Source organism: Caulobacter endophyticus (assembly GCF_029543245.1).
GTDB lineage: Bacteria > Pseudomonadota > Alphaproteobacteria > Caulobacterales > Caulobacteraceae > Caulobacter > Caulobacter endophyticus_A.
Genome location: NZ_JARQWV010000028.1, coordinates 57,977 through 69,988, shown reverse-complemented (window position 1 = coordinate 69,988; position 12,012 = coordinate 57,977). Strand labels below are relative to the sequence as shown.

General features: G+C 69.6%; 12 protein-coding genes and 3 tRNA genes. 10 read left to right on the top strand and 5 right to left on the bottom strand.

Going from position 1 to position 12,012, the window contains the following annotated elements; genetic code table 11:
• Positions 1-180: 180 nt before the first annotated feature.
• A complete protein-coding gene (locus P7A99_RS21885) occupies positions 181-1,083 on the bottom strand; it encodes a 5'-methylthioadenosine/S-adenosylhomocysteine nucleosidase (protein WP_277795853.1) in 903 nt (300 codons plus the stop codon).
• A 137-nt stretch (positions 1,084-1,220) separates the two neighbouring features.
• Here P7A99_RS21885 and P7A99_RS21880 point away from each other — a divergent pair, with 137 nt between their 5' ends.
• From P7A99_RS21880 to P7A99_RS21865, 4 genes are all read left to right on the top strand, one after another.
• Positions 1,221-2,273, top strand: coding sequence for a purine nucleoside permease (locus P7A99_RS21880; protein WP_277795852.1), 1,053 nt, complete (start codon positions 1,221-1,223; stop codon positions 2,271-2,273).
• Between the two features lie 3 nt (positions 2,274-2,276).
• Positions 2,277-3,593 carry an NCS2 family permease gene (locus P7A99_RS21875; RefSeq protein WP_277795851.1) on the top strand — a complete coding sequence of 439 codons (1,317 nt, stop codon included), beginning with the start codon at positions 2,277-2,279 and terminating at the stop codon, positions 3,591-3,593.
• A gap of 58 nt (positions 3,594-3,651) precedes the next feature.
• Positions 3,652-3,728, top strand: a tRNA-Arg gene (locus P7A99_RS21870).
• Between the two features lie 21 nt (positions 3,729-3,749).
• A tRNA-Arg gene (locus P7A99_RS21865) sits at positions 3,750-3,826 on the top strand.
• Positions 3,827-3,878: 52 nt separating this feature from the next.
• On the opposite strand, the gene P7A99_RS21860 is transcribed toward P7A99_RS21865, so the two are convergent.
• Both P7A99_RS21860 and P7A99_RS21855 read right to left on the bottom strand, forming a co-directional pair.
• A complete protein-coding gene (locus tag P7A99_RS21860; RefSeq protein ID WP_277795855.1) occupies positions 3,879-4,268 on the bottom strand; it encodes a response regulator transcription factor in 390 nt (129 codons plus the stop codon).
• Positions 4,269-4,375: 107 nt separating this feature from the next.
• Positions 4,376-4,999 (bottom strand): response regulator transcription factor, encoded by a 624-nt coding sequence (locus P7A99_RS21855; protein ID WP_277795850.1) that lies wholly within the window; start codon positions 4,997-4,999, stop codon positions 4,376-4,378.
• A 68-nt stretch (positions 5,000-5,067) separates the two neighbouring features.
• Between P7A99_RS21855 and P7A99_RS21850 the strand changes: the two genes are divergently transcribed.
• The 6 genes from P7A99_RS21850 (at position 5,068) to P7A99_RS21825 (ending at position 10,955) form a co-directional block, all read left to right on the top strand.
• A complete protein-coding gene (locus P7A99_RS21850; protein ID WP_277795849.1) occupies positions 5,068-6,672 on the top strand; it encodes a sensor histidine kinase in 1,605 nt (534 codons plus the stop codon).
• A 126-nt stretch (positions 6,673-6,798) separates the two neighbouring features.
• Positions 6,799-7,854, top strand: coding sequence for an NAD(P)-dependent alcohol dehydrogenase (locus P7A99_RS21845; RefSeq protein ID WP_277795848.1), 1,056 nt, complete (start codon positions 6,799-6,801; stop codon positions 7,852-7,854).
• Between the two features lie 203 nt (positions 7,855-8,057).
• On the top strand, positions 8,058-8,618 hold the full coding sequence (locus P7A99_RS21840) for a helix-turn-helix domain-containing protein (RefSeq protein ID WP_277795847.1): 561 nt from the start codon (positions 8,058-8,060) through the stop codon (positions 8,616-8,618).
• Positions 8,619-8,727: 109 nt separating this feature from the next.
• On the top strand, positions 8,728-10,053 hold the full coding sequence (gene hisD / locus P7A99_RS21835; protein WP_277795846.1) for a histidinol dehydrogenase: 1,326 nt from the start codon (positions 8,728-8,730) through the stop codon (positions 10,051-10,053).
• A 5-nt stretch (positions 10,054-10,058) separates the two neighbouring features.
• On the top strand, positions 10,059-10,823 hold the full coding sequence (locus P7A99_RS21830) for an SDR family NAD(P)-dependent oxidoreductase (RefSeq protein ID WP_277795845.1): 765 nt from the start codon (positions 10,059-10,061) through the stop codon (positions 10,821-10,823).
• Positions 10,824-10,868: 45 nt separating this feature from the next.
• A tRNA-Leu gene (locus P7A99_RS21825) sits at positions 10,869-10,955 on the top strand.
• 4 nt (positions 10,956-10,959) lie between these two features.
• On the opposite strand, the gene P7A99_RS21820 is transcribed toward P7A99_RS21825, so the two are convergent.
• Together P7A99_RS21820 and P7A99_RS21815 are read right to left on the bottom strand one after the other, a co-directional pair.
• Positions 10,960-11,379 (bottom strand): hypothetical protein, encoded by a 420-nt coding sequence (locus tag P7A99_RS21820; RefSeq protein WP_277795844.1) that lies wholly within the window; start codon positions 11,377-11,379, stop codon positions 10,960-10,962.
• An 88-nt stretch (positions 11,380-11,467) separates the two neighbouring features.
• Complete coding sequence (locus tag P7A99_RS21815) at positions 11,468-11,815, bottom strand: hypothetical protein (protein WP_277795843.1); 348 nt, start codon at positions 11,813-11,815, stop codon at positions 11,468-11,470.
• Positions 11,816-12,012 lie beyond the last annotated feature (197 nt).

Below are 12,012 nucleotides of genomic sequence, written 5' to 3'. Positions count from 1 at the left end.
GGGTGACCCCCTGACCCCTCCCCCGGTGGGGGCGTGGGTGGCCCCCGGGTGGGTGGTGGGGTGTGGGGTTCACCCTACACACACGCCGCTACAGCCGATCAGCTGTAGCGGCGTTTTGTGTCTGAGAGACCCCTCATCCGTCGGCTTCGCCGACACCTTCTCCCGCAAGGGGAGAAGGCTTCAGGGCAACGCCTTCACGAACGCCCGCACCACGGTCGCCGAATTATCCGCCGCCAGGCGCAGGAACACCGGGAACTGGTTCGTCGCCGGGTCGCCGCCGGCCAGGTCCGACAGGCTGCGGAAGGCGATGAACGGGGTCTTGTTGACATAGGCCACCTGGGCCACGGCGGCGCTTTCCATGTCGAGCACGCGGGCGCCGAAGGTCTTGTGGGCGTAGTCGCGGAAGGCGGCGTTGTCGACGAACACCGGGCCCGAGCCGCCGGCCCCGCCGACCACCACCTTGGGCGGCTTGGTCAGGCACTGGTCGGCCGCGCAGCGCTTCAGGGCCAGGCCCTCCACCGACTTGCGGGCCAGGGCGATCAGCTGCGGATCGGCGGCGAACGACAGCCGGTCCTCCGGCTTCTTCGGGTCCTGCGTCACGGTCACGGCGCGCGGATGCATCATGCCGAAATTGGGCAGGTCGCTGACCAAGCCCGGCGTCGGCGCAAAGCCGCCGGGAACCTCGCGGGCATAGGCCATTTCCGAGGTCTGGGCCCAGGTCTCGGGCGCCACCACGTCGCCGACTTCCAGCTCCGGATCCGCGCCGCCGGCCACGCCCGAGAAGACGATGCGGGTGACGTGGAAGCGGTCGAGGGCGGCCTGGGTGGTCATGGCCGCGTTGACCATGCTGATCCCCGACAGGAACAGCACCACCGGCTTGCCCTCCAGCGTGCCGGTGACGAAGCGCGCCCCGGCGGCCGTGAATTCCTGCTTGCCCGAGGTCGCCGCCTCCAGCGCCGCCATCTCCGGCGGGAAGGCGCTGACCACGGCGGTGCGCGGCGCGGCGTCCAGGCGCTCGGCGGCGGTCGCCGCGATCGGCGCGGCGAAGGCGGCGCAGGCGAGAACGGTCAGGGCGATACGCATGGGCGGAGGCTTTCCGTGGTCGATTCGCGCGCACCCTAGCCCCGCGCGCGGCGACGCAGGAAGGCCGGATGGCGAAGCTGTTGCATCCCCCGCCGCTTCCGACGATTTTCGCGCCGTTTTTAAGTAGCGGGGCAGGCATGCGGGCTTGGATTCTCAGAACATTGGTCGCTCTGGCGGCCCTCTTCGGCGCGGCCGCGCCGGCTCTGGCGGCCGACAAGCCGATCCCGATCAAGGTGGTGGTCGTCACCACCTTCGAGATCGGCGCCGACACCGGCGACGTGGCCGGCGAGTTCCAGCCCTGGGTCGAGGGCTGGCCGCTCAAGCGCGAGATCAAGGTGCCGGGCATCCGCCACGTCGCGCGCTATTCCGACGACGGCGTGCTGGCCATCGTCAGCGACATGCGCGGCCGCACCCGTGAAAGCGTCGCGGCCCTGATCCTGTCCAACCAGTTCGACCTCACGAAAGCTTACTGGATCGTCAGCGGCATCGCCGGCGTCGATCCTGCGTCCGCCTCGGTCGGCAGCGCCGCCTGGGCCCGCTATGTCGTCGACGCCGATCCGATCTACGAGGTCGACGACCGCGAGATCCCGGCCGACTGGCCCTACGGCCTCTATTCCAACGACGCCGACCGCCCGAACGTGAAGGGTAAGGCCGAGGGCTCCAGCGCCATGGTCTGGACGCTGGACCGCGGCCTGGTCGACTGGGCCTACGACCTGACCAAGGCCGTCGTCCTGCCCGACAACCCCGACCTTCAGAAGCTGCGCGCCGGCTATGTGAAGGAGCCGCAGGCCCTGCGCCCGCCGTTCGTGCTGCAAGGCGACGCCCTGGGCGCGGTGCGCTTCTGGCACGGCACGCACCGCACCCAGTGGGCCCGCGACTGGGTCAAGCTCTGGACCGACGGCGCGGGGACCTTCACCATGAGCGACTGCGAAGACCAGGGGATCCTCGACGTGCTCGACGCCCATGCCGACAGCGGCCGCATCGACCGGCGCCGGGTGCTGGTGCTGCGCACGGCCAGCAACTACACCCGCCCGCCGCTGGGCGAGCCGACCTTCCCGCGCGTGCTGCACGACGACGGGGCCAAGGCCGCCTTCGAAGCCGAATTCATGGTCGGGGGCGTCGTCGCCCGCGATCTCGTCAAGAACTGGGACCGCCGCGCGCTGGCCCTGCCCAAGGTTGGAGCCCGCTAAGCCATGCTCGAACGTCTCTTCAAGCTACAGGCCCTGGGGACCAACGTCCGCACCGAGGTGCTGGCCGGCTTCACCACCTTCATGACCATGGCCTATATCGTCGTGGTCAATCCGGCGATCCTCGGCGAGACCGGCATGCCGATCGCCGCCGTGGCCGCCGCCACCTGCCTGGCCGCCGGCCTCGGCTCGATCCTGATGGGCCTGATCGCCAACTATCCGCTGGCGCTCGCGCCCGGCATGGGCCTCAACGCCTACTTCACTTACACCGTGGTCAAGGGCATGGGCGTGCCGTGGGAAACCGCGCTGGGCTGCGTGTTCATCTCGGGCGTGGCGTTCCTGATCCTGACCGTGGCCGGCATCCGGCAGATGATCGTGGCGGCCATTCCCCGGCCTCTGTTCTCGGCGGTCGCCGCGGGCGTTGGCCTGTTCATCGCCTTCATCGGCCTGAAGAGCGCCGGCGTCATCGTCGCCAACCCGGCCACGGCCGTGGCTCTGGGCGACCTGACCACGCCGTCGGCCGCCCTGGCCCTGATCGGTCTCGTCCTTATCGCCGCCCTCCAGGCCTGGCGGGTGAAGGGCGCGATCCTGATCGGCATCCTTCTCGCGGCCGTGGCCGGTTGGCTGCTTGGCCTGTCGAAGTTCACGCCGGGCGCCTACAGCCTCGCGGACCTGTCGGCGACCATGTTCAAGATGGACGTCGGCGCGGCCCTGCACCTGCAAGGCGGCATGGGCATCGCCCTGCTCGAGATCATCTTCGTCTTCCTGTTCGTTGATTTGTTCGACAATGTCGGCACCCTGGTGGCCGTCACCAAGAAGGCGGGCCTCGTCGAACCCGACGGCACGATCCCGCGCCTCAACCGCATCCTGACCGCCGACTCCGCCGCCACCATGATCGGCGCGGCGGCCGGCACCAGCACCGTGTGCAGCTACATCGAGAGCGCCTCGGGCGTCACCGCCGGCGGCCGTACGGGCCTGACGGCCGTGGTGGTCGGGATCCTCTTCCTGATCACTCTGTTCTTCGCGCCGCTGGTGCAGGCCATCCCGGCCGCCGCCACGGCTCCGGCACTCGTCTTGGTGGGCGCGCTGATGATCGGTTCGCTGGCGGAAGTGGACTGGGCCGACCCGACGGTGGCCATCCCGGCCTTCCTGACGGTGATCACCATCCCGCTGACCTTCTCGATCGCCAACGGTCTGGCGTTCGGCATCACCAGCTACGCCGTGCTGAAGGCCGTGACCGGCAAGCTGCGCAAGGGCGACTGGCTGCTCGTCGTCCTGGCGGCGCTGTTCGTCATCCGCTTCGTCTATCTGGCGAAAGGCTGACCAAAACCCTTTGCGCGAGCGCGGCTTTCAGCTAAGACCGCGCTTCCGCAAGGCGGATGCACCCGTAGCTCAGCTGGATAGAGCGTTGCCCTCCGAAGGCAAAGGTCACACGTTCGAATCGTGTCGGGTGCGCCAGTCCTACTTGCCAAGAAATGCGCGCCCGTAGCTCAGCTGGATAGAGCATCAGACTACGAATCTGAGGGTCGGACGTTCGAATCGTTCCGGGCGCGCCATTCTTCTTCTCCCCTGAAAATTCAGACGATCAGAGCGGTTTGGCGCGGTGTGTCAGGCGGTCGGCGGCGTCGTGCGTGCGCCCAGGGCGGTTTCCAGGCAGCCGATGATGCTGTCGCCGCTGAAGGGCTTCTTCAAAAAGCAGGTGGCGCCGAGGTCGAGGCCGCGGGCGCGGGCGCGGTCGTCGTCGAAGGCGGTGATCAGGATCACCGGGGTGGGCACGCCGCGCTCGCCCAGGGCCTGCTGGATGTCGAAGCCGGACAGGCCCGGCATCTGCACGTCGCTGATCAGGCAGTCGGCGCCGTCGGAGACCTCGGAGGCCAGGAAGGCGGCGGCGGAATCGAAGGTGGCGACGCGGTGGCCGAGCGAGCGGATCAGGGCCTCCAGCGAGGTCCGGACGGCTTCGTCGTCGTCCACGACGGCGATCAACGGGGCTTGCGACACCAACGGGTCCTTCCAGGTCGCGTCGACGCGTCCAGGCGAGCGACGGCGACGAGCCTTCTATCTGCCGCAAGCAGGGAGCGGGCGGAACTATACTCGGGTGTGTGGCGTCAGGTCGCGGATGCGCTCTTGGCGCCCAGCTGTTCAGCCATGCGCACGAACTCGACCACCGAGCGGGCCTCCATCTTCCGCATGGCCGCGCCGCGATGGATCTTCACGGTGATTTCCGACAGGCCGATCTCGAAGGCGATCTGCTTGTTCATCAGCCCCTCGGCGACCAGGCCCATGACCTGCCGCTCGCGCGCCGTGAGGGTCTCGTAGCGGCGGCGCAGCGCGTCGAGACCCGAGCGCTCGGTCCGCTGGGCATGGTCGCGGTCGATGGCGGCCATCACCGCGTCGAGCATGTCCTGGTCGCGGAAGGGCTTTGCGAGGAAGTCGACGGCGCCGGCCTTCATGCCGCGCACGGTCATGGGGATGTCGCCGTGGCCGGTCATCAGCACCACCGGCATGCGGATGTCGGCGGCGTTCAGCTGGGCCTGGAAATCAAGGCCGCTGACGCCCGGGAGTCGAACGTCCAAGACAAGGCAGCCGGCGTCGTGCGCATGTCCGGAGCGGAAGAAGTCCTGGGCGTTGCCGAACAGGCGCGTCTCCAGCCCGACGGATCGGAACAGGCTGTCGAGGGCCTCCCGCAGGGGGCCGTCATCGTCGACGATGTGCACTGTCGGACTGGACATGGACGATTAGCTGGACCCGCCGCCGGCGCGGCGTCAACAATGGGGGAGCGCATCCTTCGGTGAGCTCGATGCACGACCGTACGGGCGATGTCTTGGACGTATCGGCCAATACCCTGGCGGGCCTTCTGGACGCGGCTCACGAGCCGATCCTGGTGCGCGACCTGGAGGGGCGGATCCTGTTCTGGAACCAGGGCTGCGAGGACCTCTACGGCCACGGCCGGGCGGCGGCGCAGGGGGCCTTGGCCCCGGAGCTGCTGGGCACGGTGTTTCCCGCCCCGATCGACGAGATCAAGGCCAGGCTGCTGGCCGATGGACGCTGGGAGGGCGAGGTCCGGCGACGGGTGGCCGACGGCCGCGAGGCGGTGATCGCCTTGCGCTGGTCGCTGCGCCGCGACGCATCGGGTGCGCCGCTCCAGGTGCTGGAGACCGGGCGCGACGTCACCGAGGCCCGCAAGGCCGAGGAGGCCCTGCGCCGCAGCGAATACCGCTTCCGCAACGTCTTCCACGCCATGAGCGTGTCGTTCTGGGAGCTGGATTTCTCGGCCCTGGCCGGGATGTTCGGGGCCCTGCGCGCCCAGGGCGTGACCAGCCTGCGGGCCCACATCGCCGAGAACCCGCGCTTCGTGCGCCAGATGATGGAGGCCAGCCAGGTCGTCGACGTCAACGACAAGTCGCTGCAGCTGTTCGAGGCCACGCGCGAGCAACTGCTGGGGCCGGTCGACCGCTTCTGGCCGCCGTGCAGCGAGCATGTCTTCGCCGCCAGCGTGATCGCCGCCCTGGAGAAGAAGCCGCACTACGAAAGCGAGGCGCGTTTCCGCACCTATGACGGCCGCGAGTTCGACGGCCTGTTCACCTGCTGCTATCCGCGCGAATACCTGCCGCAGGGCGCGACCCTGGTCGGCGTCATCGACATCACCGACCGCCTGCGCGCCCAGGAGGACCTGGCCCGGGTGCAGGCCGAGCTGGCGCACGCGGCGCGGATCTCGACCCTGGGCGAGCTGACCGCCTCGATCGCCCACGAGGTCAACCAGCCGCTGTCGGCCATCGTCACCAACGGCGAGGCGGGGCTGCGCTGGCTGAGGCGGCAGACGCCCGATCTGGAAGAGGTGACCCGCGCCTTCGACCGGATGATCGGCGAGGCCAACCGGGCCTCGGGCGTCATCGGCCGCATCCGCACCATGGCCGTGAAGGGCGAGCCCGAAACGGCGCGGCTTTCGCTGGCCGCCCTGGTCGAGGACTCGGTGCTGCTGGTGCGGCGCGAATTGACCACCCACGACGTCGCCCTGCGCGTTCAGGTTCCGGCTCACCTGCCGCAGGTGGACGGCGACCGGGTCCAGTTGCAGCAGGTGCTGGTCAACCTGATGGTCAACGCCGTCCAGGCCATGGCGCAGTCGCAGGAGCGGGTGCTGGTGGTGCGCGCCCAGGCCGATGGCGAGGGCGTGACGCTGTCGGTCGCCGACACCGGGCCCGGCGTGCCGCCCGAGCGCGCCGCCCAGCTGTTCAACGCCTTCTACACCACCAAGGCCGGCGGCATGGGCATGGGGCTGTCGATCTGCCGGACGATCGCCCAGGCCCACGGCGGCGAGATCGTCGTCGAAAGCCGGCCGGGCGAGGGGGCGACCTTCGTGCTCAGATTGCCGCGCGCAGCTGACTCGCAAGGGGTAGATTGCTGAAATATGCTCATCAGCCCGTAAAGATATGGGCGGCTAATTTTACTGTCGCGCGCGCGCTAATTTGGCTTCGCGAGATTCCTCCCCGGGTCTCCACCTCCCCAGAAAGCCAATCGGAATATCCTGCACATGGCCATCAAAGCCTATGGCGCCTTCGCCGCCGACAAGCCGCTGGAAGCCATGGACATCACGCGCCGCGACGTCGGCCCGCACGACGTCCAGATCGAGATCGCCTATTGCGGCGTCTGCCACTCCGACCTGCACACCGTGCGCTCGGAATGGGCCGGCACCCTGTTCCCCTGCGTGCCGGGCCACGAGATCGTCGGCCGCGTCTCGGCCGTGGGCGGCCAGGTCAGCCGCTTCAAGGAAGGCGACGTCGTCGGCGTCGGCTGCATGGTCGACAGCTGCAAGCACTGCCACTCGTGCGACGAGGGCCTGGAGCAGTTCTGCGAGAACGGCTTCGTGGGCACCTACAATGGCCCCACCAGCGACGCCCCCGGCCACACCCTGGGCGGCTACTCGCAAGCGATCGTCGTCAAGGACGACTTCGTGCTGAAGATCAGCCACCCCGAGGAGCAACTGGCCGCCGTGGCTCCGCTGCTGTGCGCCGGCATCACCACCTGGTCGCCGCTGCGCCACTGGAACGTCGGCCCGGGCAAGAAGGTCGGCGTCGTCGGCATCGGCGGCCTTGGCCACATGGGCGTCAAGCTGGCCCACGCCCTGGGCGCCCACGTGGTGGCCTTCACCACCTCGGAAGCCAAGCGCCAGGACGCCCTGGACCTGGGCGCCGACGAGGTCGTGGTGTCGCGCAACGAAGGTGAGATGGCCGCCCACGCCAACACCTTCGACTTCATCCTCAACACCGTCTCTGCCAGCCACAGCCTGGACGCCTTCACCGCCCTCTTGAAGCGCGACGGGACCCTGTGCCTGGTCGGCGTGCCCGAGCACGCCCACCCGAGCCCCGACGTCGCCGCCCTGATCTTCAAGCGCCGGTCGATCGCCGGCTCGCTGATCGGCGGCATCGCCGAGACCCAGGAGATGCTCGATTTCTGCGCGCAGCACGGCATCGTCTCCGAGATCGAGAAGATCGACATCCAGGAGATCGAGACCGCCTACGAGCGCATGCAGAAGAGCGACGTGAAGTACCGCTTCGTGATCGACAGCGCCTCGCTGGCCAAGGCGTAAGGACCAAGGGGCCCGCGTGCTTCCCGGGAAGCGCGCGGGCCACCCCTTTGCGATACCGCTCTCATACCCGGGTATGACCCCGCCACACCCAGGGAGCGCGACGATAAGCGCAGGTGCGATGGCGGCGCGGGCGTCCGGCGAAGAACAATGATCCCCGAAAACGAGAGGGCCCGTGGGGGGCGCTCCAGCCAGGGATCGAAACCATGTCCTTCCTCGCCGTCGACACCGCCGCCGCCGTTCCTGTCACCGGCCTGCTGGCCGACCACGAGTTGGCCGGCGAGGCCCGCAGCTTCGCCGACCTGCGCGAGGTGCTGCAGGCCCTGGAGCGCTCGCTGGAGCCCGGCGCGGAGACCGCCCGCGCCCTGGTCGCCCGGGCCTCGGCCATCGTCGTCGGCGTCGGCTCCCGGCCGGCGGCGCCGGTGCAGGGAGGCCTGGCCCCCTGGCAGGCCCGCAAGCTGCGCAGGCACATCGATGAGAACCTGGACGGCACGCTGACGACGGCCGTCCTCGGCGAGCTGGTGGCGCTGAGCGCCAGCTATTTCGGCCGCGCCTTCAAGGCGACGTTCGGCGAGACGCCGCACGCCTACATCACCCGCCGCCGTCTTGAGGCGGCCAAGGACCTGATGCTGTCGACCCGCGAGCCGCTGAGCCAGATCGCCTACCAGTGCGGCTTCGCCGACCAGTCGCACCTGTGCCGTCTGTTCCGCCGCTCGGCCGGGGTGGCGCCCCAGGCCTGGCGCCGGGCCAACCGTATGGCGGCGTGAGCCTTCCCGTTTCTCCCGTCTCCACTACGCGACTGTTCCAGCCGCATGCCGCGCGTGAGCCGTCGATCCGGGCCAAACATCCTTCAGGGAGACGCCAGGAGGACGGCCCATGGCCAGGTGGTTGAAGACCGGCGCGGACGCCGGTGCGGTGGCGAGCGCCGACAGGGCGGTGCGCGAGACGGTGGAAGGCATTCTCGCCGACGTGGCCGCGCGCGGCGACGCGGCGGTGCGCGAGCTGTCGGTGAAGTTCGACGGCTGGGACCGCGACAGCTATCGCCTGTCGCCCGCCGAGATCCAGGCCTGCATCGACCAGCTGTCGGCGCGCGACCTCAAGGACATCGAGTTCGCCCAGGCCCAGGTGAAGGGGTTCGCCCAGAAGCAGCGCGAGACCATGCTCGACCTCGAGGTCGAGACCCTGCCGGGCGTGGTGCTGGGCCACAAGCACATCCCGATCAATGCGGCCGGCTGCTACGTGCCTGGCGGCAAGTATCCGCTTCTGGCCTCGGCCCACATGTCGGTGCTGACGGCCAAGGTGGCCGGCGTGCCGCGTGTGGTCACCTGCGCCCCGCCGTTCGGCGGCAAGCCGGCGCCGGCCATCGTCGCGGCCCAGGCCCTGGCCGGCGCTGACGAGATCTACTGCCTGGGCGGCGTTCAGGCCGTGGCGGCCATGGCGCTGGGCACCCAGACCATCGCGCCGGTCGACATGCTGGTCGGTCCCGGCAACGCCTATGTGGCCGAGGCCAAGCGCCAACTGTTCGGCCGGGTGGGCATCGACCTGTTCGCCGGCCCGACCGAGACCCTGGTCATCGCCGACGACACGGTGGACGGCGAGCTGTGCGCCACCGACCTCTTGGGCCAGGCCGAGCACGGTCCCGACAGCCCGGCCATCCTGCTGACCACCTCGCGCAAGCTGGCTGAAGACACCATCGCCTGGATCGAGAAGCTGCTCGAGATCCTGCCCACGGCGGCCGTCGCCCGCCGCGCCTGGGAGAGCTTCGGCCAGGTGATCCTCGCCGACAGCGACGCCGAGATGGTCGAGATCGCCGACAAGATCGCCTCCGAGCACGTGCAGGTGATGACCGCCGACCCGGACTATTTCCTGCGCAACATGACCAATTACGGCGCGCTGTTCCTGGGCGAGCGCACTAACGTCTCGTTCGGCGACAAGGTGATCGGCACCAACCACACCCTGCCGACCAAGCTGGCGGCCCGCTACACTGGCGGCCTTTGGGTGGGCAAGTTCCTCAAGACCTGCACCTACCAGAAGGTGCTGACCGACGAGGCCTCGGCCCTGGTGGGCGAATATTGCTCGCGCCTGTGCGCCCTGGAAGGCTTCGCGGGCCATGGCGAGCAGGCCAATATCCGCGTGCGCCGCTTCGGCGGCCGCGACGTGCCTTATGCGGGCGCGGCCTCGCCCTTGCTGGCGGCGGAGTAGGGGACTTGGAGCTGCCGCGCACCCCCTCGTTCCGCCTCGACGGCCGCCGGGCCCTGGTGACGGGGGCGGGGCGCGGAATCGGCCTGGCCGCCGCCGCCGCCCTGGCCCAGGCCGGGGCCGAGGTGACCCTGGCCGCGCGCTCGGCGGGCGAGATCGAGGCGGCCGCCGACGCGATCCGCAGCCAGGGCGGGCAAGCGCGGGCCCTGGTGCTCGACGTCGATGACCTTTGGGCGGTGAAGGCCGCGATCGTCGCCGCGCCGGCCTTCGACGTGCTGGTCAACAACGCCGGCACCAACCGGCCAAAGCCGTTCGTCGAGGTGACGGAGGACGACTACGACGCCGTGCTCGGCCTCAATCTGAAGGCCGCCTTCTTCGTCGCCCAGGCCGTGGCCGCGCGGATGGTCGAGGCCGGCGTGAAGGGCTCGATCGTCAACCTGACCTCGCAGATGGGCCATGTGGGCGGCGCGCGGCGCAGCCTCTATTGCGCGTCGAAATGGGGGCTGGAGGGCCTGTCCAAGGCCATGGCGCTCGACCTCGCCCCGCACGGCGTGCGGGTCAACACCATCGCCCCGACCTTCATCGAGACCCCGCTGACCCGGCCGTTCTTCGAGGACCAGGCGTTCCTCGACAGCGTGCTGGCCAAGATCAAGCTGGGGCGCCTGGGCCAGGTGGAGGACCTGATGGGCGCGGTGGTGTTTCTGGCCTCGGACGCCAGCGCCCTGATGACCGGCAGTTCCATGGTCGTCGACGGCGGCTGGACGGCCGACTGAGGGCTCGACGCCTTCCGCGAGCTAGGCTAGGCCTCGCCTACCAGTGCGGGCATGGCGAAACTGGTAGACGCAGCAGACTTAAAATCTGCCAGCCGCAAGGCTATGCCGGTTCGATCCCGGCTGCCCGCACCAAACATCACTGCGCCCGCCTCCGCCGCCAGGCCAGCGCCCCCAGCCCCACCGCGAAGGCCACCAACTCGGCGTAGCTCCACAGGTAGTAGGCCGAGAAGAAGCCCCACTGGCGCAGCGAGCGGTCCAGGGTGAAGGCGACGTGGGTCAGCACGATCAGCAGCTGGAAGGCGGTCATGAACAGCAGCCAGACCCGGCGGTCGAACAGGGTCAGGCCGACCAGCACGGTGAGATAGACCAGATCGACGGCGAAGATGCCCCACTGGGTGAGGCTCTTGTCCTCGATCTCGGCCAGGGCCGAGCCCACCCAGGCAAGGATGGTGGCGATCGCCAGGATGCGCTCGAGCCGGCCGCCCATCCACAGCGCCACGCCGCAGACGACGAACATCGCGCCGGCGCCGAGCTGGGTCGGCAGGATGCTGAACATGAGGCCCCCGAACAGTGTCCGGGGGCCATTGTCGCGACGAATCGCGGGCGTCGGAAGAGGGCTGTCGACTAGCCGACGAAGGCGGCGGTCAGGCCGACTTCACAACCTCCAGAAAGCCGGTGCGGGTGGGATCGCCGTCCTCCTCCTTGTCGCCGCCGCCTACCAGGGTGACGCGGCGCAGGCCGATCTGGTCCTTGGCGTCGGCCAGGGCGCCGTGGGCGGCGATCAGGGAGCGGCGGACCTCGGCCAGGCCCGAGGCGGCCTCCATCACGTGGTCGACGGCCAGCTGGCCGACGCCGGCGGCGACGCGGGCCTGGAGGCGGGCCCGGGGCATGGCGGCGATCAGTTCGCCCATGGCGGCCAGGGTGTTGTCCACGGCCTCCTCGGCGGTGAACAGGCGGGTGGCGAGGTGCTCGGCGACGATACGGCGGTTCATTAGCGGGGGTCCCCTCGGAAGTCCGGCGCTCCGGCAGGCGCGATCCGGACGATGGTCGAAGGCGCGGGCGGGCGCCTCCTGGGGAAGGCGGCCTCAGCCGTGGCGCAGGTTCTGGAAGAGCTCGATCACCTGGCGGGCGCTGAGCAGCCCGCCGATCAGCATGGCGAAGCCGAGCGCGATGGCCAGGACGGCCAGGA